The following is a 21506-nucleotide window of genomic DNA, read 5'->3' as shown; positions in this document are numbered from 1 at the left end:
TTGTATCAACACTCGCCTAGTCAGTGCTTTAACTGTATTAGAAAGAACAACACTTAGTTGGTACACAGCCACTAAATAACAGCTTGTAATGACGACGTTCGTTATAAGGCGTGGGGCCTGTTGCCTAGATAAGAAGCCCAAGGCCACCCTAGCACTGCTAGGGTGGCCTTTTTGCTTTTTGAAATAGCTGTCGATATACCTTGAGGCTAGGTCAATTAGTTGCGTTCGAGAGTCAGTTTTAACTCGCTGGCTTGCGCTAATTGTGCATCTGATACGTTGCTGATAACGATGGACTCTTGCTTGCCGCTAAAGCGAATGTGGTATTCATCATCGCCGCCTAAGCGACAGCTAACATGGCAGTCCATGGCGGTGGCAATGCCTAGTTGCCCTTTGCTATCACCGATACGTGCGCGAATAACGATATCGTCGGCCATCAATTTGGCTAACAGTTTTTCAGAATTTGGCTGTTTTTCCAGTTCGTCGCGATTCCACATGCGAGATATGCGGAGACCGTGGCCGTTAACATCGGGGTATCTGTCAAAGTCGATGCTTTGGTAGTTAAAAGGTTCGGCACGGTATTGATGAAAGTAGCGGTTTACCTCAGCTAATAGTAGCGAATGGGGCATCTTCCAGTTAATTGGAATGATCAGATTGGAGCTGCCATCTTTATTCGCTTTGACTTGCACCTCGCCAACAACCAACTCGGTTTGTTCAAGTATGATTTGCTTGATTTGTTCGATCCGTTGTTGGGCGTGTTGATAGTCTGTGTGGGCAGTTTCGATCCTATCTAATAGTTGTTGTGGTTGTAGCGGCTCGTTCAGCGAGATTGATTTTGATGAAACCACATTATCTTTATGAGTGACAACTAACTTCAGCGTGAGCTGATGCTCGGCCGTTAACGCTGCCATCGGCAGTGAGGCTACCACCATTGGATTGCGCTGTTTACTGAACATCATCGGTGTTCGCGGTTTTGGGGTGGTGGTCATGATCTGAAACTCATCATTACCTACGCCGCGACAACTAACATGGCAATCTCTACCTGAAGCAAGGATCAGTTCAGCGCTGCGATCACCGAAGTTAGCAACCAGTTTTACTTGGTGTGCTGTGAGCCATTGATAGAGGTCATGGGAGTAGGGCAGTTTTTGATTGTCTTGGCTATTCCATATCCGGCTAATGGTGATTCCTGCTGGGTTGTCGCGATCAGCTAGGGCGGTGTCCAAACGCTGCTGCTTAATTTGGCGACCTTTATAGTCGTGGAGGTAGCGGTTTATGACTGGCAGCAAGGTTGTAGTAGGAATAGTCCAATCGACTGGGAGTAACAGGTTAACAGTGCCATCGGCATTGGCACTGACCATCACTTTATCGGTACTGAGGTTGATATCAGTGAGGATCTGCTCAAGCAGATTAGTACGGATGTCATCTTTTGCCTGCTGTAAGTCGGACTTAGCCTGTTGAGCCTTCTGCGCCAGTGAGCCCGGTTGCAAGCTTACCGATACTGATTGGGTGTTGCTCGGTTGTGGCTGAGACTCGTCGGGTTCGACTTCTGCTTGGGCCTGGTTGGTTTGTTTTGCCGCTTGCGCTTTAGCTTGTTTGGCGGCATTCGCTAGTTGCAGTCGTTGCTGTTGTCGCTCAAATCGCTGCTGTTGTTGATTTTCGGCGTAGGCGTAGTAGAGATAAGACAAAGTAGTAACGATGATGAGCAGAATAGCCATACTGATGCGCATTTTGCTTTTTTCAGAAGCAGGGTTACCGTTGGCAGAGTTTAGTTCCGCCATTGTTGCAGCCCGAGTGTTGAGTGCTGAGGCTTTAGGCGCAATCAGTAGTTGCAGTTGACTGACAACATGGTCGCAGCGGCGTTCAAATTCAGCGCTATTCTTTAGCTCAAATTCATCTTCGTGAACCGCTTTGTTGCGAAGCGTGGCTATCCAACGTATCTGTCGAACTAACAAGTTTGGCAGCTGTGCTTCGCAGCTGCTTACCTTCTCATGCAGCCCACGGCCTTCGGCGTTAAAGTGTTTGGTTAGCAGTGATTCAATCCGTTTTGATTGCTTCACCGTTGTTTCGATACTACTCATGTTGTCCTTGTTACAGGCGTATTAATTCGCCGGTTTCTCTTTTGGGGTAAATCAAAGGCTGTGTCACAGTTAAGTGTTGAAGTTTATATCAAGCCTTCGGCTCTACCGATGGCAGCACTCTTTCGGGTTATGTCGCGGTGGCGCCGGCACCCAAAGGGGGCTTCGTCCCGTTAGGAATCCCCCTTGCTTTGGGTCCAGTCCAAAATGCTTCGCTGAACTGCTCCAATGCGGCAGAAGGTCAACGGCGGTAGTGCTTTCCCGTTGTATCAATATTCGCCTCTCCGGCGCTTTAACAGCATTGGAAAGAACAACACTTAGTTGGTACACAGCCAAATAAAAGGGCAGCGGTTACCAGTTGTCGTCGCTAAATGCACTGTCGCTGATGCTACAGCTGCCGAAGGTGTCGTCATCAAAGCTAGAGCTAGAATCCCAACTTGAACTAAGGCAGGAATCGATATTGCTATCCATAACGCTGATCTCCGTTGCAAACGGGTCGCTAATGTTGCTCGTGCAACCGTATGGATTACCTTCGATATCGATACAGCCCATCATCGGCAAGCCATTGGCGGGGTTTATTTCTGTCGCGAAATTTGTGACTGAGCAAAACGCAGCGCTGTCTTCAGTAAAAGGATCATCTAGGTATTGGGCGAGTTCCGCTTTAACGGTGGCGCTGTTGACAGCAGTGGCTAAAGGTTTTACTCGATAACTTGAGTCGATCGCAAACGGATCATTATCGGTAGCATTTAGACTGGGTTGTGGTGCTAAAGCTGGATCCTTATTTTTTGCATAAATCCATTGGGTAAGCTTGCTAAACATGTAAGTTATTAATTTTATTATTTTTAATTATACTAACGTAATGAAAGCTTTAGTTAAAAAGCATGTTCTGGACATGTGATCTTAACCTCACAGCGATGAAGTGGATGGTTATCCCGCTGTTAGCTAGAACGTTAGTGTTGGCCCTAACTCGTAACTCACAGCACCGCTTTAAGGAGGAGTAAAATTGGGCTGTGTCGGAGTTAGCTGTTGAGGTTTATATCAAGCCTTCGGCTCTACTGATTGCTGTACTCTTAAGGGTTATGTCGCGGTGGTGGCGGCACATTCTTGTATGCATTAGGGGGGAGCTTCGCCCCGTTTGGAATCCCCTTTGCCTTTGGCCACAGTCCAAAATGCTTCGCTGGACTGCTCCAATGCGGCAGAAGGTCAACGGCGGTACTGCTTATTCCCTTGTATCGGCGCTCGCCTAGCCGCTGCTTTTACTGTATTAGAAAGAACAACACTTAATTGGTACACAGCCTAAAATTGAGCGACAGGAGCAACTAATTTCACCTGCTGCAGAGCCTGTTTGTTGTCGCCGACTTAGGCGTTGGGAAGATAAACGCTAAATATCACTTAGCTGAGATATACAAAATGCAAAATGTTTGGCTGAGTCGGCTGCGCAGGCATAAAACGCTAAGTGCTTGCCACTCGCAGTAACACAATTGCGAATGGTAAAACTGCGCTTTAAATTAGATAAATAGCGGGATTCAGTTTGATATTTACTAAGCTCAGTAAAACCATCGCGGTAGTTGATATCAGCCATTCGTACGAGGTAATTGATGCCGGCATTAGCGTGGCGAACGGCAACGGAGCAATTTAACTGCTGTTGGTTGCTGTTTAACTGGCGTATCACTTGGGACAACGGTGACGAGTCGAAATTGTCGTCACGGTTACCAACCGATTGTTCTCTTGGGTTATTAACGGCAACGGTCTGTGTTGCGACGTTTACAGGTGGTCGTTCACTGTAATGGATGCCGCCGCTAGCATCGACCCATTTATAAACTCCTGCATTAAGTGACATAGGCATCACCAGTAGAAGTGTGACTGCAAGCTTGTTCATATTCATCCGTGAATAGGAAATGCTTCTCAACGAAGCTTCAAGGTGTTGTGAATTGTCCGACACTATTCGCTCCAGAATAAGCCGTAGCGACTAATCACCAATGTTATCAATCTTGATAAACACGGGATTGATCAAAGTCATATAAACAATTGATACGGTGCCCTTACGTACAAACGGATGCTGCTGTTTGACAATGGTAGAGCGAACACTCTACCATTGGTAGAGCAAACACTCTACCAAGGTGCAAAATGTTAAAGCAACAGATTACTGCGCGACTCGAATTGGCGTTCAGCCTACAGGGGTTTGCTGAGCCAAGTGTGGCCCAGCTAAAAGATGCTAGTGGCGTAAGTCTACGCACGCTCTATAAATACTACCCGTCCAAGGAAGCGATGATCGTTGGTGCGCTGGCACATCGACATCAACGCTATCTTGATTATCTATTGCTGAATGTGCCAACAAGCCCAGTGGATTCGGTGGTGCACATGTTTGAACGTTTGGAACGGTGGATGGAGGAATTTGCGCCTCATGGTTGCCTATCGATAAGTGCTATTGCTGCCTTTCCTGAAAATCTGCAGATAACCGACGCGGTACATCAACATAAGCAACAGGTTCGAGAACTGTTTGCCGAGCAAAGCGGCCGTGCTGACCTCGCCACCGCGTTATTTTTATTACATGAAGGTGTGTCGAGCGCCTGGCCAGTGTTGGGTAATACTGCAGTGCTCAGTGCTCAGCAAACCGCTACCCAACTTTTACAGGTAACCAAATAATGTCTGAAGTCAGCAACGTTAAGAACACTACGATGAAAGGTGTTGAGTTAATTGGGCACGGTGGCCCAGAGATGTTGCAGTACCGCACCGACATCGCGGTTCCATCGTTAACAGCAAACGATGTGCTGATACGAGTTGGTGCTGCTGGGGTAAACAACACCGACATTAATACCCGTATCGCGTGGTACTCCAAGGGTGAGGGCGATGACGTTGATGCAAGCTGGTCTGGCAGTGCATTGGTCTTTCCGCGGATCCAAGGAGCAGATGTTTGCGGTGAAATTGTTGCTGTTGGTAGCAACGTTAGCCATAAGCGTTTGGGGGAGCGTGTGTTAATTGAGCCCTGTCTCCGTGAGGCAAATAGTCAACCATTAGCGATGCCCTGGTACTTTGGCTCGGAGTGCGATGGTGGCTTTGCTGAATACACCTCAGTGGCATCGAAGCACGCTTATAAAATCGATAGCGATTTTAGCGATGCTGAGCTGGCGTCATTTCCGTGTTCCTATTCAACCGCCGAGAACATGCTAACTCGCGCCCGTGTTGCAGCCGCCGATACGGTGTTGGTTTCTGGCGCCTCTGGTGGGGTTGGCTCTGCTGCGGTGCAACTGGCTAAGGCTCGTGGTGCCAAAGTGGTTGCGATTACCAGTGCCAGTAAAACCCAAGAGCTACTGCAGATCGGTGCTGATGAAGTGATTACTCGGGATGAAGATCTGGTTACTGCCTTGGGCAACAACAGCATTGACGTTGTGATCGACTTAGTGGCTGGCGCAGTGTGGCCAGAGTTTTTGAAGGTATTGAAGCCCAGTGGTCGTTATGCGGTAGCAGGTGCTATTGCGGGACCGCTGGTTGAGTTAGATGTGCGCACCCTCTATTTGAAGGATTTGAGTTTCTTTGGTTGTACCGTGCTCGAACCGCAAGTATTTGGAAATCTGGTTAACCACATCGAGCAAGGCAATATAAGTCCACTGGTTGCGGCTACATTCCCGCTAGAGCGAGTAACTCAAGCGCAAGAGCTGTTCTTGCAGAAGCAATACATTGGCAAAATAGTGCTTACCATCGACTAAAACGGTATTGGACGACAGCAACGAAAACGGCGTTTATGCAGTTACTAATAGGTGCCTTTTTCGCAAGTTTTCGTTAGCCCAGCTAGTTGTTGCTGCAGTCCAAAGCGCTTCGCTGGACTGCTCCAATGCGGCAGAAGGTCAACGGTGGTAGTGCTTAATCCCTTGTATCGGCGCTCGCCTAGCCGCTGCTTGTACTGTATTAGAAAGAGCAACACTTAATTGGTACGCAGCCTGAATTTTGTGCACGTAATTTTGGCAACTAAACTCTATAACATAGGGGTATTCATGAGTTACTAAGGATTCTAAGTCGCATGTTCGACCGCTAGCCACCTGAGAACCAAAGTGCTTAACGTTGCAGGTATCGACTGTTTTAAGGGTATCGACGATGAGGTCAGACATGATAACAGGGATGAAGTGATTTTTTCTCGCTAATAATTTACAAAATAGCTTACGAGAATTGGATTTTGTCGGGGACTTCGGCGGAGACTAATTTTCCAATCAAATAGCTAACTGATTAAGTGACAAAAATAATAGTAACTATATGCTATATTAAATAATAACTCATTGAAAAATAACAAATTAAAATTATGTTTAGCTATTTTATGGTAAAAACAATCAATGGAATAGGATTATCGGCTGTACGAATTAATATGTGGTCTTATTAATAACTTAAACCATTATACTCATATTATTCATTTTAATTATCTAACATACATCTACGGGATCAATTAAATTGGTGTGAATTTGGCTGAGTTCATCAATACACTCAATAAGTGCACTAACGCAGTCAGGATCGAACATTAATCCACTATTATCAATCATGTATTTTTTAACTTCAGATAATGACCATGCAGATTTGTATTTTCTTTTGGATAACAATGCGTCAAAAACATCAGCAATGGCAACAATCCTTGATTCGAGAGGAATGTTTTTTCCTTTTAGCTTGTTGGGATAGCCCTTGCCGTCAAAACGTTCATGATGGCTGCAAATAATATTACTTAAAACGCAATATTCTGACTTCATTTCGTTACAAAATAAGAACCTTATTTTATTCACGATATCTAGGCCATAATTAACATGGTGGTTCATTAACTTTCTTTCTTCATCAGTAAAAGACTTAGTTGAAAATAGGATATTATCTTCAACTTTGAACTTACCGATGTCATGCATAGGGGCATATGCTGTCATTTGATAGATGAAATCGTCAGAGATATTATTTTTCTTAGCGAGTTTTCTGGCTATGACATTAGTATACTGAGCCATCCTCAGCAGATGTTCATTAGTTTCAGGATCTCGCTCTCTTCCCATCGATAGCATTATATTTAATGCAGTCGTAATCTGTGCTCTTTGGTAGCAGGTATTTAATATAACACGAGATAATTGGTCACAGTAAACCTCGAAATTATCGTGGTTAACCCCACTGAAATATTGTGGTTCTGAAGAATTAATGAAAATATAACCTTTGATTTCGCCTGCAATTACGACAGGATATATAAATCTACCTCGATGCCCCCTTTCATAAAGCGTCATACTCAACTCTCCAGTATGCTCATTGTTTATTTCTGACGCGATAATTCGAGGTACAAGCCTTGAATTATTTCTATTGATAGGAACAATTGTTGAGTTGTCATCAATATTCGTTTCTTTTAATTCATCAGTTAAAAAGTAACTAACAAGTAGCTCATCAACGCAAACTACTATATTCATCCTAGTTAACTCTGGATGATTATGTTTCATTTCTTTGTAAGCTTGGCTAAATATCTCTGGAGCGGAAAGTTTAGCGCTTACGATAGTCAATAGACTTTCTTGCATGATGAAATACTCGAATTCCTTTGGTTACATAGTAAACCTTAGTCAGCGTTTAAACTTTGTTGATTGATATGAATCAAGTTTCTCGGCATTTATCTCCTCGGTTGATGGTTCGATACAGTTTTTAATCAATGATTGGTTAACCAATGAAACCAAAGAATATCATTACTTGAAGAAAATGACTTTGTGAATTATCTGAAATTAGGTTATTAGATAGTCATTTTCGGCACTGTTCTGCCATTAAATAAAACAAAACCCAAGGCGCACCTTGGGTTTTATGTTTAATTAGAACTGATGCTGTAGGTTCAACTTTTTAACTGCCAGCGCAGCAAATCAGTGCCTTTGCCCATCTTCTCGACCGTGTCGATCAGCAACAGCTTAATGCCCATCTGTTCTAGTTTGGCGGCAGCATCTTTGGTCGGCTGCTTCGCTACGAGCAGGGTAACCCCTTCATCGTGCAATTGAGCTAACTGCTGCCACTGCTGCGCTTGCCACTGATCGATACTGGCGCTGAAGTGACCAACGGCGAATAGGTTATAGCCGTAGACGAAATCAGCCAGTTTGTCGCCAACCACAATCACCTCTTCTACCTCATTATCAAACAGCCAATCTTGGTTGCGCTGTTCCATCTTAGCGATGGCTTTTAACAGTGCCTGTTGATTACGGCTGATGGTTACGGCATGGGCAGGGTAGAGCGCGCTCAAGTCACGACTAATGATGGTGCTCATGGTCTTAAGGTTGTTTGGGTTCAACCATACAAACGGACTGATGCTGCCATTTTTATTACTGCGCACAGCTACTTTGGTTGCTTTTGGATGCTGTGGATCGGCACTGTCGATGGCAATAATGCGAACGTTATACTGGCGCAATAAAGGATAGAGCGGATCCTTCGGCCAAAGGCTGTTGAGGTGCACTAATGCATCAGCTTTGGCCCATTGTTCAATCTGCTCTGGCTTAGCTTTGCTTGCAAACCAATTCTCTAACCGAGATAGGTTATAGCGTTTTGGTGGCAGATACTCGACGTTATGTTCGGTCTCTTGCAGTAACTGTTCTGTCAGGTATTGGTTAACCGGCAGGTGAGTAACGACGGTTTCTGCCCAAGCTAAACAGGGTAATAGCAGTGCCAAACTTAGTAGTCTTTTCATAATCAATTAACCCGTTTTGACAATACGGTAACCGGTGGCACCAAGGAACATGGTGGCAGCGAGTAAGATGATGGCCGCACCGGATGGGATTGGTAGATCAAGCTCCATTGGCAGCAAAGTGCCGAACACACAAGCGATGGTGGAGATCAAGGCGCTGCGGCGGACAAATTGGCCGATGTTGTTACTGATAAGGCGAGCAGTTGCTGCTGGGATAAGTAACAACGCGCCAACCAATACTGCACCGATGATCTTGACCGAGGCGATGGTGATCAAGGTGATCATTACCACGAACAGGTAATCATAACCGGTGGTACGAATGCCACGTACCTTGGCCAGTTCTGGGCTTAAGCAGGTTAGCAGCATGCGGTTAAAGGTTGGAAGCATCAACACCATAATGGCGATGGTGATAACTCCTAAGCGGAATATGTCTTGGTCGTTGACCGTTAGAATCGAACCAAATAGTACGTTTTCTAACAGGTGAATGTTGATCTTGCGGGCAACGTACATCAGCAGTGCCGCCCCCAATGCCAAAGCGACTGCTAAGAACACACCGACCAAGGTGTCATATGGCACCTGGGTACGGTTACGGACGTAATGCAATAACAAGGCGAAGATCATACAGAAGCAGAACAAACCGATAAGCGGGTTAGTTGGTGGTTCACCGAGCAGAATACCAATGGCAATACCCGTTAGGGCGCCGTGGCCTACTGCTTCTGAGAAGAAGGCAAGACGCTTGGCTATCACCAAAGTACCTAAGGCGCCCAGCAACGGACCAATCAAAAACGCACAGATCAGGGCGTTAACTAAAAAACTGTAGTTGAAGCTGTCGCTGAGCAGACCTTGGGCAGCCAGCTCACTAGCAAATTGACGCAGGGCTTCCATTAGGGTTAAGCCTCCTGACTGTGATGCACAAACTGCATCTGGCTGAGCTGTTCGGGGGAGAGGCTGCCCTGATAACGGCGGTTGATCAGGTGGATCTTAGGATCCGGCAGTTTGGCAATAGCGCCTAAATCATGGTGTACGGCCAACATGGTGATGCCTTTGTTAAGCTGAGCGGTGATCAACTCATCGATCACCTTAATGCCTTGTTGATCCATGCCTGTGGTTGGCTCGTCGAGGATCATCAGATTGGGATTATCCAATAACGCTTGGGCAAACAGTACTCGCTGCTGCTCGCCACCCGAAAGCTGGCCCATGCGGCGCTGAGCGCGTTCAGCCATGCCTAGGGTTTCCAGCTGTTCCATCGCTTTGGCTTTGTGTTTGCTGTGTTGAAACCAAAACAGTGGCCGACGACTTTGGCTAAGTAACATAAAGTCCATCACGCTTAATGGTAGGCTGGCTTCGAACTGAGCTTTTTGCGGAACGTAACCGATGCGGTATTCGCCATGGATTTCAATGTCGCCCCGAAACGGCGTTAACCCTAAGACGCTTTTTAGCAATGAGGTTTTACCGCCGCCATTCGGGCCGACAAAAAGGTGGATCTGACCACTGCCCAGTTCGAGGTTGATGTTATCCAACACCTTATCGGCGCCGTATTGCAACGACAGTTCGTTAAGAGTAAGAGATGGTGCCATTAGCCTTTATTCTCCGCCGCGAACTGGAATGCTTCAACCAACGTATTGAGGTTGCTGGCCATCTCTTTCTCAACTTTATCGGTTTGGTAAGCACCGTGGGTAAGGTGCGAGAACTGATACAACTTAACGCCGGTTGATTGCTCAATGGTGTCCACAAAGCGGTTTGGCATATTCAATTCGTAAAACAGCACGTTAATCCCAGCGGCGTTGATCTTATCGATGGTACCTTGCAGCTGGCTGGCGGACGGCTCAACCCCGTGGGCTGGTTCAATTACCGCTTCAACCTCAACCCCAAACTCCTGCAACAGGTACCCATAGGCGTTGTGAGTGGTTGCTACCTTAATGGTGCTGGTATCGATATCGGTTAAGGCATCGCTGGCATTGCGCTTGAGCTTGCGCAGTGTTCGTGCAAAATCGCGGGCGTTGTTGCGATACACCTTGGCGTTGGCAGGGTCGATTTGCCCCAACTCATTAGCGATGGTGTATACCTTTTGAATGGTGGTGCTTAGACCAACAAAGGTATGTGGGTTCACTGCGCCATCACCAACGGAACTGCCAACCGCAGGAAGTAGAGCAACATCTTTATTGGCGTAGATGACTTTCAGATCTGGATCTGCCGCTGATGCAATAATTTGCTCAGCAAAGTGGTCGTGACCAATACCATTGATAACAATTACATCCATTCGCTTTAAACGTTGTAGATCTTGAACCTGGGCCTGGTAACTGTGCGGGTTAAACCCGGCATCCAGCAGCGGCAATACTTCGGCTTTATCGCCAACGACTTTGCTCACGTAGGAGTAGTAAGGGTGCAGTGCGACACCAACAACGAGTTTTTCGTTATCGGTTGAATGTGCGAAAGCGCTGCTTAAAGTAAGCAGCGCTAATAAAAGAGTGCGAGTGATCAATGGGTGTCTCCGAGATCATTGCCAAGATTAAACAGTACATGTTGCCACTGACCTTCAAGATAGTGGTCTAACGGTGCCACAAAGGGGGCGTGGACACTTGGTCGGAGCCAGATCTGTTGCTGAACGGCATCGAGCAGCAGTGACCATTGGCCGTTGTGGCCGAGATAGATACCATGTTGTGGCTGTTGCCACTGCCATTGCTGGTCGCTAAACGGCGCAATGAACTCATCGGTTAATTCAGCTACTGTTGGCCAGCGCTGTTCATCTTGCTGATAAAATTGCAGTTCTTCGTTTGCGATATTAAGCTCGCGCAACGGTGGAAGTTGGGTCTTTGGCAGCTGTTCAACCGCAATTTGATTGCTACTTAGCTTGCTTAGGTTACTGCCACTTTGGTGATGGGGCAGGGCAAGTGCACCAATCGCCAAAATAATGGCAATCGCTAAAGCAAGATAGCGCCCTTCGCGGGCGCCATTGTCAGGTTTTACTTTGGTAATCATTAGCGCAACATCACGTCAGCGCCATCCACCTCAATGGTGGTTTCATGGCTTGGGTCGTATAGCAGGTAGTAATCACTGTCTGGCTTATCAAATTGCACCATCGATTTGGCATCGGTCATTTGTTCGGCCAACTGATTGTCATCGTAGTCGTACAGTGTTACTGGGTAGTTTTGCGCAGGGCCGCCATCCGTCCAACCTGCTTGGCATTGGACCTTGTCATTGCTTTGCCAACACTCCATGATTGGAAAGTGGGCCAAGGCGGAAGCGGAAAACAGTGCTAGCGACGCTAGCACTGTGAAACGTTTTAACGTGATCAATCTAGCTGAACCTCAATAGTGGTGTGCAACATGGTAGTTGCCATATCAGCCATGCTGTCGCCTTTCAGCTTGTAGCGTTGGTTTGCTGCTAGCAAGTAACGGCCGGCAGAAGCAACCGTAAACTCAACTTCACCGTTGGTATCGGTTTTAGCGATCAGGGCATCTTGGGCGTCGCGGTATTGGGCGCCTTCTTGAGTCAGAGTTACTTCCACTCCTTCCACCGGCTTACCGTTGACAAGGTAGCTAAAGGTGAAGGCTTCGTTTTCAATCAAATCAGCTGGGTGGGTTACCGGAACCATTTCAAAGCCTTTGTTGGTCGCTTTGATTTCGGTTGGCGCCATTACGGTAACGTAGCTTTCGGTGTGTTTGATGATCGCCATGGTCTTAGCGTCTGTAGCGCCACGTGGAAGCTTATCTTCACGGGTGATCTTATTGGCTTGGATCTTACCTTTGTCACCACGACGGTCGGTGTAGAAGGTTAGATACAGTGGATCTTGGTTAGCTACCACAACCTTGTGAGTGCCTTCTTCGATAAAGAAGAAATCAAACACGCTACGACGTTGGCCCTTCAATACGAAATCTGGGCGCTCAGTCGCGCCGCTTGGCATGATGATTTTGGCATCGTGGGCACTGGCAGGCTTATCGACCGAGAAAACGGTGTGCGAGGCGGTGTAATCAAAGGTGATCCAACTGCCTTCTGCTTTAGATACGCTGAAATGCGATGGTAGCAACCAGGTTGGGTGGGCGGTTGCTAAGGCGCTAAAACCTAGGCCAACAGCCAGCGCCAATCCTTTGATTTTGGTCATTTTAGTAGTCATTTATTGCACCTTGTAATTGATAGTAATTTGGCCCAACTCAGCCTTGGCTGGGATGGTGAACTGGATGGCGTCTTCGCCAAGATTTAGTTTTTGGCGAACGATGTCACGACCGCCATGCTCTCGCACTGCTTCAATGTAAAGGGTGTATTGCCCTTGCTGGAGCTCAGAACCATCTAAGTGTTGCAGTGGGGCTTTAATGCTGTGCTCGCCAATCGCGCGAGTGGCTGATGAGTAGCCATCGATCTCGTTAACGTTGTAACGACCAAATTTACGCCACCAAGTGCGGATATCCTTCAGCCATTCGGTTTGGTTACCGGTCCACAAGGCCCACTGTGCGGCGGGTTTCTTGTTGGCATCTTCTAGCCATACGGCAACGTATGGCTTAGCGGGGTTAGCGACTTTAAGATCGTTGATAGCAAGATCAATGGTCAAGCTAGCTTGGCTAGGCAGTGGTGCAGCAATGGTGCTGGTTGAAAGCAGCATAGCGGCACAGGCCAATGGAAATTTCATCAATAGCTCCTTTAGCGCGTAGTCAGTGCCAATAGCAGCGCAATAACGCCACCGATGACACTCACCAACATAAATTTTTTGGCGATACGTTTTTTAGGCAAAATCAGCACCGCACCAGATAGGCTAAATAGCACCATCAATAGTGCGCTGATATCGATAACAACAGACCAGAACTCGCCGCTGTATCGTCCTTTGTGTAGATCATTTAGGAAGGCGACAACACCTGCATCGCGTTCGCTGATCTGCGCCTCACCAGTGGTTAAATCGATAAACAGGCTGGCGTGATAGCCAGGCCCTTGAAAGCTTTGGCTTAACTCTCCCTCGAGTAACTCTCCATCTTCCCAGTCGGTAAACAGGTCTTGCTCGGAGGCCTTGCCGCTCAACGGGTGCAGCTCAAGCAGGTGATTCACTAAGGCACTGGTATCAATGGGGCGAGTGGCCAAGGTTGAACTTAATAAAGTCGAAGGCAGTGTTGTCTCAATCTCATTTACTTGCGGTTCCCCAACAAACCACTGTGGGTGGTTAAGGGTGATGCCGGTAACGGCAAAGAACAGCACTAACAGCAACATCGCCATGGAGACGTATTGGTGAATCGTGCGGGCAAGTGGATAAAACGATTTGGCCATGAGCTTCGAGAGTTAAGAAGGATGGCGAGACAATAGCAGCAAATAAATGCTAATGCGATGAATTCTCATTAAGGTTTGTGTAAATTTGTGTCAAGGCGCACATTGTTAACATTATGTTTAAATTGAATTATTTCAAAATTGAACAAAACTCAAGCAAAACCAACGCAAATGATAATTATTATTAATCATGTGTTGAAATGCGAATAATTTACATTTACTGTTGGCCGGGATAATTACTCATGATGATGAACGGAGTACCTGTGTTGAAGCTATCCCCAATCTTTTTAGCCATGTTGGCTGTATCGACCAATGTGGCCGCTGAGCAAGAACAAACCGGAGACCAGTATGCTGCGGTAGAGAGTATGGTTGTTACCGGCAACGCCTTTAACGACTACAAGAACGGCGCTGCTACCGGCGCACTGCGCGGTGATATCGACCTAATGGATACACCTCAGTCGGTTGCGGTTATTCCAGAGATCGTAATGGACGAGCAGCTGGCGACGACCTTAGGCAAGGTATTAACCAATGACTCTTCGGTTACAGCGGGAACTAAAAAGTGGAACCGGGAAGTGTTTAGCTTGCGTGGTTTTGAGCTGAACTCAGGCACTGGTTATCTTAAAGATGGCCAGCAGGTGTGGTCACACTACATGCACCCTGTTGAAATCCTTGAGCGGGTCGAAGTAATTAAAGGCCCATCGTCAATGTTATATGGTCAATCTGCACCAGGTGGCCTGATCAACATGGTGACTAAGAAGCCAACGGTTGAGCGTTTCGCTGAGGTAGGTGTTGATATTGACGACCAAGGATCAACTCGTTACCAGCTTGATACTGGTGGTGCGCTAAATGATGACGGTAGCATTCGTGGCCGCGCGATCTTGGTAAAACAAGATGAAAACATGTGGCGTGAATATCAAGACGGGGAAGAGAACGAGCGTGACCGTTTCCTTGGCTCGCTGCAGGTTGAGTTTGATATTGGTGACATGGCTACATTGAATGTGCATTACGATCGCACTGAAGATGAAGCGGGCATCGACGTTGGTGGTTGGTTAGATGACGACGGTAACCTGATTGGTAAAGACGACCAGATTTGGGATCAGCCATGGGCCTTTATCGATATTACTGCGCAAAACATTGGTGCCGATCTTCATCTTGATCTAACCAATAACATGCAGCTGAAGATGGGGTATAACAACCAGCAGTTTGAACGTCAGCGTTTCGATTCGTCGCCACAATATAACCAGTACAATGCAGAAACTGGCGAGTATGCCATTAATCCATTCGACCGTTTTGATGATTGGGAATATAACACTTTCTATGCTGATTTAAGCGCTCAATTTATGACTGGTAATCTGGATCACCAGTTGTTGTTTGGCGCCAATGGCGTTGACTACCGCTATCAGCAAACCCGAGATCGGGGCAGCCTAACGCCAGTAACCATCGGCGAGCCAATCGCAAAGCCAGATCTTAATTACCATAGTGTTGAAGCTGGTGACCCATCAGAGTATTTCTACTACGGTGTGTACCTACAGGATTTGATCACTATTAACGAGCAATGGAAACTGTTGGTAGGTGTTCGTTACGATGATCTGGACCGTGATACTGATAGCTCCAACGACGATAGCGACAGTGTGTTGCCGCGTTTCGGTGTGGTATACCAGCCGTTAGCTAACACCACCATCTACGCTAACTACTCGGAGAGTTTCGAACCGCAGACCGAGGTAAACGACGTTAATGACGTTAACGACGGTGATAACCTTGATCCAGTTACCTCAGAAGCGTGGGAAGTCGGTTCTAAGGTTGAGTTGTTTGAAGGTCACTTGTTGCTAACCGGTGCCTATTTCGACATCACCAAAAAAGACATTATCCTTACTCACGACTACAGTGATCCTGCCAACCCAGAGCTGGACTCTCGCACCAGCCAAGATGGTGAACAGCAGCACAAAGGGTTTGAATTTGGCGCGCAAGGACGTGCTGGAGAGAAGCTGTTTGTGTCAGCATCGACCATGTACCTTGATGCTGAATACACCAACCACACGACCTTGGAAGGTAAGCGTCCAATCGATACCCCAGAGTGGAGTGCTAATGCTTGGACTCGTTACGAGTTGACCGATGCATTAGCGGTTAACTTAGGCGCTATCTATGAAGGTGATCGTTACGCCAACACCAGCAATACCATTACCAAAGACAGCTATACCCGTGTTGATTTCGGTGCAAGTTACAAGTTCAAGTTTACCAACACTGATGTAGATCTGCGCTTCAATGTGGAGAACGTGTTTGATACCGATTACCTTGGTGGCGGCGACTACGACGAAGTAACCATTGGCGAAGAGCGTAACTTCAACGTTTCGATTACGGCTGCATTCTAATCTTAATTGGGCGCAGTTAAACAAAAGCACTGTCTTCGGACGGTGCTTTTTGCTTTAACCTGTTACCAGATAAGACTCCAATACGGCCGCGGAAATAGTGCTACACTCTGCCAACTTTGCGGCAGCCATCAGCATCGCCGCATGTCGAATCAGCGTTTTAGTGAATTGAGAATCAACAATGTCAGATAAGTTTTTCTTCAAAGGGCGGCAGGATGCACGTCAAAGCCATATCAGCTACGGCTATGAGGCAAACGTGAACCAAAAAGCCGGGAGTAAGAAATACCCGCTGACCTTGGTTGTGACCAGCGAAGTACGACAGCAAGAGATTGAAGCGCAGGTTACCGAAGCCGGCTTATACGCCAACATTACCGTTGACACCAGCGACGGTGCAGTTGAGTCTCTCGCTGAATTAGAGATGCAATTAAACAAGGTTGTTACTTCGGTTACGCAGCAGAAGCTGCCAGCGCGCAACGAACCTTGCTTGTGCGGTAGTGGTAAGAAATATAAAAAGTGTTGTGGCTAAGTTGAGCCCTGTTGGACTTAGGTGATAGCCAACGCCAATTCCTCCCAAAGCCAGTCAGCTTAGTTGACTGGCTTTTTTGGGCTGTGTCGTAGTTAGCTGTTGAAGTGTATCTTAAGCCTTTGGCTTCACCGATTTCGGTGCTTTTAGGGGGGACAATGTCGCGGTGGCGACGGCACATTCTTGTATGTATTAGGGGGAGCTTCGCCCCCTTTGGAATCCCCCTTGCCTTAGGTCGCAGTCCAAAACGCTTCGCTGTACTGCTCCAATGCGGCAGAAGATCAATAGCGGTAGTGCTTTACTCTTGGTATCGCGACTCGCCGAGCCAGTGCTTTAACAGCCTTAGAAAAAACAACACTTAATTGGTACACAGCCCTTTTTGTGTCGCCGTCATAAGGCTGGTTCGCCTTATGGCGGCAGTCGCGCAGTGTCACCCGACAACCTGCTGGCGGTCAGCTTTGTAAGATCTGCAGCGGCAGGTTGAGCATGCTGTCACCGCCGGCAGCGATAGACATAATAATGCTGATTAAGCCAGCAACGACCATCAGATACCATACCGTTGAGAATGTTTGGCCATAACGATCGAGCGGCAGTAAATGGCTTTGATGACGGCCACGCCATTCAAACACGATCTCTAGACTACCAATCAATAATAGGAAGCCGAGCAACGCTAACCCAAACATATAGCTCAGGTAAACGCCAGCAGCCGCACCCAGAATACAGGCAACCAAACCAAATTTGCTGTTCATCGAAAAAGCGATGCTTTTGAGCACATGGCCGCCATCAAGCGGCAAGATAGGAAGCAGATTGAATAAGTTGAGGAGGGCATTGAATGCCGCTAATCCAGCAAAGATGGGCTCGTCGGTGACCCAATAAGTAATAAGCGACAAGATCGATAAAAACAGGCCAAAGGTTGGTCCCATTATCGAGATAACCACATCCTGCCAGCGGGTGTTAATTTTGCTGTCGCCCAAAGCGAGGCCGCCGACAAAGGGAATGAGATAGATCCCTTTGGTTTTTAGGCCAAAATATTTCATCGCTTTAATATGGCCATATTCGTGAAACACCAGACAGCCAATTAGCATCAGGGCAAACTGCCATGAGAATAGCCAAGAGTAAGCGGCGACACTGGCTCCGGCTAAAACGACCTTTATCACTTTAGCGCTCTTCATTAATTTCAACGCCAACGAGCCGAGCCCGATGATGCTGAACTTAGGCTTTTCAACCACAGCTTGCACCGGAGTTTGCTGTTCAATATCTTTGCTGTTGCGTTCGCCGCTGGTGACTAATTCGCTGTCGACCAGTAGTTGATATTTGAGGTTGAACGGTTGCCATTGCAGTTCGGTTGCCAATGATACTGCAATCGCTTTGCTCTGCTGAGCCTCATTTATTGCGGTGAGTTCAAACTGGTGGGTGTTGTTGGCTTTACTGTCAGAGGCATCGATAACAGATACCAACTTATTGTTCCAAAACAGTTGTTGCCATCCGGCAAGAGAACCTTCAAGACGAAGGGGTTGGCCAAGACAATCGATGTGTAGAAGTTCCAAGAACGCTAACTCAAGTGGGTAAAGATTACCGTTATTGTAACAACTGGCTAGGTGAGGAGAACAGCACCGTTACAGAGCATCTGCCGGTGGTATTGGCAGAAATTAACCCAGTGAACCAAGAAATTGCTGTTTCTAATGCTGTTGAAGCACTGGCTAGGCGGGTTGCAAAGACAAACAATAATGCACTAGATCTTTGCTCTTCAGTCATTAGCGGGCGTCGCCTAGCGAGTCCGGCTAAATCTAGCCGAACCTGTGCAAGGTGGCATGGGTTAATCGCATTAGCCATGCCACCTTGATTTACTGAACTTAACGAATTGAGGTTTCGCGGCCCAAATATTCGTCGGACTCGTACAGCTCGATGATCTTCTTCAATTCAGTATCTTCGTTGTTGACCAACAGCTTGTGAGTCAATGCGCTCAGCTTGATTAGGATATCTTTACACTCAGTGGTGGTTTGTCCTACTTGTTTGGAAGCAAGCCATAAGATCTCAGCGTAAGAAGCATTTGGCTGCTTAATGATGTAACTAGCGAGGTTAACGTAAACATTAAATAGCAGGTCATCATTTTCAAGCAGCGTCTTGTCTTCTCGGCGCTGCTCGAACTCCTGTTTAGCATCCGTAGGAATGAAGCCGTTAGTCCAGCTATCGTAATCCTTATCAGAGACTAACCAGTAAGCGGCTTGGCGATAGGCATTGCTGTCTAGTAGGCACTGGATCTTTTCTTTGTCACTGACGTCATCAGGATTTTCAAATTCAGTTTCGCTGATTATCTGTTCACACTTCTGCGCCGCGGCGTGAAACTCCTTGAGCAGAGCAACGTAGCCGGAGTTGATTTGATCGTGGGCGTCACCAATCTCCTGAATGTCCTTTTGTAAGCTGGCGAGGAACTCCTTACCTCCTGGTAATGAGTCCAATACCGGTACCAAAGAGTAACGTCGTTTTTGAATCGCTTCGTAGTAGCCATCAACACCCAAACGAATCTCAGCTAAACGTTCGGTAAATTGGTCAATTGACTCAGGGTTTTTGGTGATGTATTGCTGCAGACGTTCAAACGGGTTGTCACTGCTAACGTTGATCCGGCGCCGGATCGGTGCCTGAAACTGATGGGCAGCCTGTACCAAATCACTGAATGCGGTTTCAAATTCGCTGACGATGGATTGGACCTTCTCCAGCGAGGCAACTCGAGCTTGCTCGTGCAGGCCTAACTGTCGTTCTTTACTCGCACGGCGACGGCTTTCCCAGCCCCAAGACAGTAACGCACCGATAATGGTAACACTGGTGGCGATATCAAATCCGAGCTGTACCTGCTCAGTTAACATATTGTCTAACATACAATTCCCTTCGTTGTTTTTGTCCACGGTAGTGCAATCTGAAGCACAAGTTAAGCGACGTAAATTCAACCGCTGAAATTACACTCATTTGGGTAAGCTAATTCGCACCACTGCTGCGGTTGATTGCTTAATCTATGCGTAGTTGTGCTATGAACGATGCGATTACTATCAACCTACTACTTCGTGGTGCTGAGGCGGGAGTTGCCCCACTGGATGGCAGAGTGCTAACTGAAATTGACGTGGGCAGTTTAGTGAATTGTTTTCATTACCGTTGTGAATCACAATGATTGCTGCACTGTGGCGCTTCACTGTAGGCTTTAGTGAGTTGATTGTTAGCTAAGGTTACGAGGATCCAGATGGAACTGGTAAATATTAAGGTATGGGTAAACGGCTCGGCGGCCAAGATCATGCCAGTACTGCTTGATCATCAAAATCTGAGTCGCTTTTTTAGTGCCCGTTTTGCTGTGTTGCAATCCGCCGCAGCGGGACAACCCTCAGGTGGGGTTGGCACCATACGCGCCGTTACTTCCATGGGTAAAACCTTCAATGAGCAAGTTATTGGGTTAACCGAGACCAAACTAACCTATCGCATTGTTGGCGCAGCACCGTTGAAGAACCACCTTGGCGTAATCCGGCTGTTGCCTACCGCCAATAAACTAGTCACCGAGCTCCATTATGTCATCAGTGGAACGTCGTCGAATTGGGTACCTACGGCACTGATTGGCTGGCTATTGCGCGGTGATATTAGCAAGGCGATGGCTAAACTTAAGGATCACTTCGATGCCGATTGAGTATATTCAGCTGGCACTTGGGCCGATATTTATCAGCTTTATCGCGTTTGAGTATTGGCGCCATAAAGAGCGCTACCTCGGCCGTGATACCTTTAACAACGTTGTCTTGGCAGTAACCTTCCAAGTGGCTGAGATACTCTCGCTGTTGGCAATTTTACCGCTGTTCTATTGGTTGTATCAGTTTCGTTGGTTCGAGATTGAGCTGACGCCGTTGAATCTGCTGTTAGCCTTCGTTGTGCAGGATTTCCTTTACTACTGGTTTCATCGTTGTTCCCATCGTGTGCACTGGCTGTGGTGCGCTCATGTAGTGCACCACAGCTCGGCGCTGATGAACTTTTCTACCGCCTTTCGACAAAGCTTGCTGTACCCAGTAGCAGGAATGTGGCTGTTTTGGTTGCCATTGGTTTGGCTCGGCTACGATCCTAAGCTCGTTTTGGCCGTTGTTGGCTTGAACTTAGGCTACCAATTTTTTGTGCATACTAAATGGACTGGCAAGCTGCCGATATTTCAGTGGTGGTTCAATACGCCTTCGCACCATCGGGTACACCACGGTCGCAACCCTATCTATATCGATAAGAACTACGCTGGTGTGTTGATGATTTGGGATCGGATGTTTGGTACTTTTCAGGCGGAGCTAAAGCATGAGCCAGTCCGTTTTGGGGTAATCGGGTTTATGGAAACCAAACGTTGGACAGTAATGGTTATCCATCAATGGCGTTATATGTTCCAGCAATTGCGTCGAGTTGATGGCGCTAAGGCCAAGCTAAAGGTGTTGTTTGGCCCACCGACGCACCAGTCTTGTCGGCGTTAACTCGCAGTAATTTTAGGCTGTGTCGTAGTTAGCTGTTGAAGTTTATCTTAAGCCCTCGGCTGTACCGATTGCAGTACTCTTAAGGGGGGATGTCGCGGTGGTGACGACACATTCTTGTATGCAGTTGGTGGAGCTCCGCCCACTTAGGAATCCCCCTTGCCT

General features: G+C 47.2%; 22 protein-coding genes. 6 read left to right on the top strand and 16 right to left on the bottom strand.

The genetic code is table 11. The features are described from left to right. Positions 1-215: 215 nt before the first annotated feature. The 3 genes from HER31_RS09400 to HER31_RS09390 all read right to left on the bottom strand — a co-directional run bounded on the left by HER31_RS09400 (position 216) and on the right by HER31_RS09390 (position 3951). Complete coding sequence (locus tag HER31_RS09400; RefSeq protein ID WP_168660341.1) at positions 216-2075, bottom strand: hypothetical protein; 1860 nt, start codon at positions 2073-2075, stop codon at positions 216-218. Positions 2076-2423: 348 nt separating this feature from the next. After that, on the bottom strand, positions 2424-2891 hold the full coding sequence (locus HER31_RS09395; RefSeq protein WP_168660340.1) for a hypothetical protein: 468 nt from the start codon (positions 2889-2891) through the stop codon (positions 2424-2426). A gap of 562 nt (positions 2892-3453) precedes the next feature. After that, positions 3454-3951 (bottom strand): DUF4124 domain-containing protein, encoded by a 498-nt coding sequence (locus HER31_RS09390; protein WP_168660339.1) that lies wholly within the window; start codon positions 3949-3951, stop codon positions 3454-3456. A 248-nt stretch (positions 3952-4199) separates the two neighbouring features. Between HER31_RS09390 and HER31_RS09385 the strand changes: the two genes are divergently transcribed. Further along, on the top strand, positions 4200-4718 hold the full coding sequence (locus HER31_RS09385; RefSeq protein WP_168660338.1) for a TetR/AcrR family transcriptional regulator: 519 nt from the start codon (positions 4200-4202) through the stop codon (positions 4716-4718). Further along, positions 4718-5779 (top strand): alcohol dehydrogenase family protein, encoded by a 1062-nt coding sequence (locus tag HER31_RS09380; RefSeq protein WP_168660337.1) that lies wholly within the window; start codon positions 4718-4720, stop codon positions 5777-5779. Before HER31_RS09385 ends, HER31_RS09380 begins: the two co-directional genes overlap by 1 nt. Before the next feature lie 705 nt (positions 5780-6484). On the opposite strand, the gene HER31_RS09375 is transcribed toward HER31_RS09380, so the two are convergent. The 10 genes from HER31_RS09375 to HER31_RS09330 all read right to left on the bottom strand — a co-directional run bounded on the left by HER31_RS09375 (position 6485) and on the right by HER31_RS09330 (position 13980). After that, positions 6485-7591, bottom strand: coding sequence for an HD-GYP domain-containing protein (locus HER31_RS09375; protein WP_168660336.1), 1107 nt, complete (start codon positions 7589-7591; stop codon positions 6485-6487). 302 nt (positions 7592-7893) lie between these two features. Next, a complete protein-coding gene (locus tag HER31_RS09370; protein WP_168660335.1) occupies positions 7894-8733 on the bottom strand; it encodes a metal ABC transporter solute-binding protein, Zn/Mn family in 840 nt (279 codons plus the stop codon). A 6-nt stretch (positions 8734-8739) separates the two neighbouring features. Then, positions 8740-9615, bottom strand: a complete 876-nt coding sequence (locus tag HER31_RS09365; protein ID WP_168660334.1) for a metal ABC transporter permease — start codon at positions 9613-9615, stop codon at positions 8740-8742. Between the two features lie 5 nt (positions 9616-9620). Further along, entirely contained in the window at positions 9621-10307 is a 687-nt protein-coding gene (locus HER31_RS09360) for a metal ABC transporter ATP-binding protein (RefSeq protein ID WP_168660333.1), read from the bottom strand. Beyond that, entirely contained in the window at positions 10307-11212 is a 906-nt protein-coding gene (locus tag HER31_RS09355; RefSeq protein ID WP_168660332.1) for a metal ABC transporter solute-binding protein, Zn/Mn family, read from the bottom strand. The genes HER31_RS09360 and HER31_RS09355 overlap by 1 nt, the downstream gene beginning before the upstream one ends. Beyond that, a complete protein-coding gene (locus tag HER31_RS09350; RefSeq protein WP_168660331.1) occupies positions 11209-11709 on the bottom strand; it encodes a DUF6162 family protein in 501 nt (166 codons plus the stop codon). Before HER31_RS09350 ends, HER31_RS09355 begins: the two co-directional genes overlap by 4 nt. Next, entirely contained in the window at positions 11709-12026 is a 318-nt protein-coding gene (locus HER31_RS09345; protein WP_168660330.1) for a hypothetical protein, read from the bottom strand. Before HER31_RS09345 ends, HER31_RS09350 begins: the two co-directional genes overlap by 1 nt. Beyond that, on the bottom strand, positions 12023-12844 hold the full coding sequence (locus HER31_RS09340) for a DUF4198 domain-containing protein (protein ID WP_238786917.1): 822 nt from the start codon (positions 12842-12844) through the stop codon (positions 12023-12025). Before HER31_RS09340 ends, HER31_RS09345 begins: the two co-directional genes overlap by 4 nt. Next, a complete protein-coding gene (locus HER31_RS09335) occupies positions 12845-13354 on the bottom strand; it encodes a DUF2271 domain-containing protein (protein WP_168660329.1) in 510 nt (169 codons plus the stop codon). Positions 13355-13365: 11 nt separating this feature from the next. Beyond that, positions 13366-13980 (bottom strand): PepSY-associated TM helix domain-containing protein, encoded by a 615-nt coding sequence (locus tag HER31_RS09330; protein WP_168660328.1) that lies wholly within the window; start codon positions 13978-13980, stop codon positions 13366-13368. Between the two features lie 245 nt (positions 13981-14225). Here HER31_RS09330 and HER31_RS09325 point away from each other — a divergent pair, with 245 nt between their 5' ends. Together HER31_RS09325 and HER31_RS09320 are read left to right on the top strand one after the other, a co-directional pair. Further along, entirely contained in the window at positions 14226-16346 is a 2121-nt protein-coding gene (locus HER31_RS09325; protein WP_168663248.1) for a TonB-dependent siderophore receptor, read from the top strand. Positions 16347-16524: 178 nt separating this feature from the next. Further along, the gene (locus HER31_RS09320; RefSeq protein WP_168660327.1) at positions 16525-16869 is read left to right on the top strand and encodes a PBPRA1643 family SWIM/SEC-C metal-binding motif protein; all 345 of its coding nucleotides are present in this window, start codon (positions 16525-16527) and stop codon (positions 16867-16869) included. Between the two features lie 449 nt (positions 16870-17318). Here HER31_RS09320 and HER31_RS09315 read toward each other — a convergent pair whose 3' ends face one another. From HER31_RS09315 to HER31_RS09305, 3 genes are all read right to left on the bottom strand, one after another. Continuing rightward, positions 17319-18413, bottom strand: coding sequence for a site-2 protease family protein (locus HER31_RS09315; protein WP_168660326.1), 1095 nt, complete (start codon positions 18411-18413; stop codon positions 17319-17321). A 31-nt stretch (positions 18414-18444) separates the two neighbouring features. Further along, on the bottom strand, positions 18445-18621 hold the full coding sequence (locus HER31_RS09310; RefSeq protein ID WP_168660325.1) for a hypothetical protein: 177 nt from the start codon (positions 18619-18621) through the stop codon (positions 18445-18447). Between the two features lie 98 nt (positions 18622-18719). Continuing rightward, positions 18720-19742 carry a hypothetical protein gene (locus HER31_RS09305; protein ID WP_168660324.1) on the bottom strand — a complete coding sequence of 341 codons (1023 nt, stop codon included), beginning with the start codon at positions 19740-19742 and terminating at the stop codon, positions 18720-18722. 356 nt (positions 19743-20098) lie between these two features. On the opposite strand from HER31_RS09305, the gene HER31_RS09300 reads away from it, so the two are divergent. Both HER31_RS09300 and HER31_RS09295 read left to right on the top strand, forming a co-directional pair. Continuing rightward, positions 20099-20533, top strand: a complete 435-nt coding sequence (locus HER31_RS09300) for an SRPBCC family protein (RefSeq protein WP_168660323.1) — start codon at positions 20099-20101, stop codon at positions 20531-20533. Then, positions 20523-21344, top strand: coding sequence for a sterol desaturase family protein (locus tag HER31_RS09295; protein WP_168660322.1), 822 nt, complete (start codon positions 20523-20525; stop codon positions 21342-21344). Before HER31_RS09300 ends, HER31_RS09295 begins: the two co-directional genes overlap by 11 nt. Positions 21345-21506 lie beyond the last annotated feature (162 nt).

This window comes from Ferrimonas lipolytica, from assembly GCF_012295575.1.
GTDB lineage: Bacteria > Pseudomonadota > Gammaproteobacteria > Enterobacterales > Shewanellaceae > Ferrimonas > Ferrimonas lipolytica.
Note: the sequence above shows the minus strand (reverse complement) of the source record. Positions and strands in the feature narration are given on the sequence as shown.

Coding starts and splice junctions, on each gene's coding strand:
- HER31_RS09340 (WP_238786917.1), bottom strand. CDS start 12,844: ATGACTACTAAAATGACCAAAATCAAAGGATTGGCGCTGGCTGTTGGC.
- HER31_RS09390 (WP_168660339.1), bottom strand. CDS start 3,951: ATGAACAAGCTTGCAGTCACACTTCTACTGGTGATGCCTATGTCACTT.
- HER31_RS09335 (WP_168660329.1), bottom strand. CDS start 13,354: ATGAAATTTCCATTGGCCTGTGCCGCTATGCTGCTTTCAACCAGCACC.
- HER31_RS09370 (WP_168660335.1), bottom strand. CDS start 8,733: ATGAAAAGACTACTAAGTTTGGCACTGCTATTACCCTGTTTAGCTTGG.
- HER31_RS09300 (WP_168660323.1), top strand. CDS start 20,099: ATGGAACTGGTAAATATTAAGGTATGGGTAAACGGCTCGGCGGCCAAG.
- HER31_RS09295 (WP_168660322.1), top strand. CDS start 20,523: ATGCCGATTGAGTATATTCAGCTGGCACTTGGGCCGATATTTATCAGC.
- HER31_RS09350 (WP_168660331.1), bottom strand. CDS start 11,709: ATGATTACCAAAGTAAAACCTGACAATGGCGCCCGCGAAGGGCGCTAT.
- HER31_RS09330 (WP_168660328.1), bottom strand. CDS start 13,980: ATGGCCAAATCGTTTTATCCACTTGCCCGCACGATTCACCAATACGTC.
- HER31_RS09385 (WP_168660338.1), top strand. CDS start 4,200: ATGTTAAAGCAACAGATTACTGCGCGACTCGAATTGGCGTTCAGCCTA.
- HER31_RS09375 (WP_168660336.1), bottom strand. CDS start 7,591: ATGCAAGAAAGTCTATTGACTATCGTAAGCGCTAAACTTTCCGCTCCA.
- HER31_RS09360 (WP_168660333.1), bottom strand. CDS start 10,307: ATGGCACCATCTCTTACTCTTAACGAACTGTCGTTGCAATACGGCGCC.
- HER31_RS09325 (WP_168663248.1), top strand. CDS start 14,226: ATGAACGGAGTACCTGTGTTGAAGCTATCCCCAATCTTTTTAGCCATG.
- HER31_RS09320 (WP_168660327.1), top strand. CDS start 16,525: ATGTCAGATAAGTTTTTCTTCAAAGGGCGGCAGGATGCACGTCAAAGC.
- HER31_RS09365 (WP_168660334.1), bottom strand. CDS start 9,615: ATGGAAGCCCTGCGTCAATTTGCTAGTGAGCTGGCTGCCCAAGGTCTG.
- HER31_RS09305 (WP_168660324.1), bottom strand. CDS start 19,742: ATGTTAGACAATATGTTAACTGAGCAGGTACAGCTCGGATTTGATATC.
- HER31_RS09310 (WP_168660325.1), bottom strand. CDS start 18,621: ATGACTGAAGAGCAAAGATCTAGTGCATTATTGTTTGTCTTTGCAACC.
- HER31_RS09400 (WP_168660341.1), bottom strand. CDS start 2,075: ATGAGTAGTATCGAAACAACGGTGAAGCAATCAAAACGGATTGAATCA.
- HER31_RS09380 (WP_168660337.1), top strand. CDS start 4,718: ATGTCTGAAGTCAGCAACGTTAAGAACACTACGATGAAAGGTGTTGAG.
- HER31_RS09395 (WP_168660340.1), bottom strand. CDS start 2,891: ATGTTTAGCAAGCTTACCCAATGGATTTATGCAAAAAATAAGGATCCA.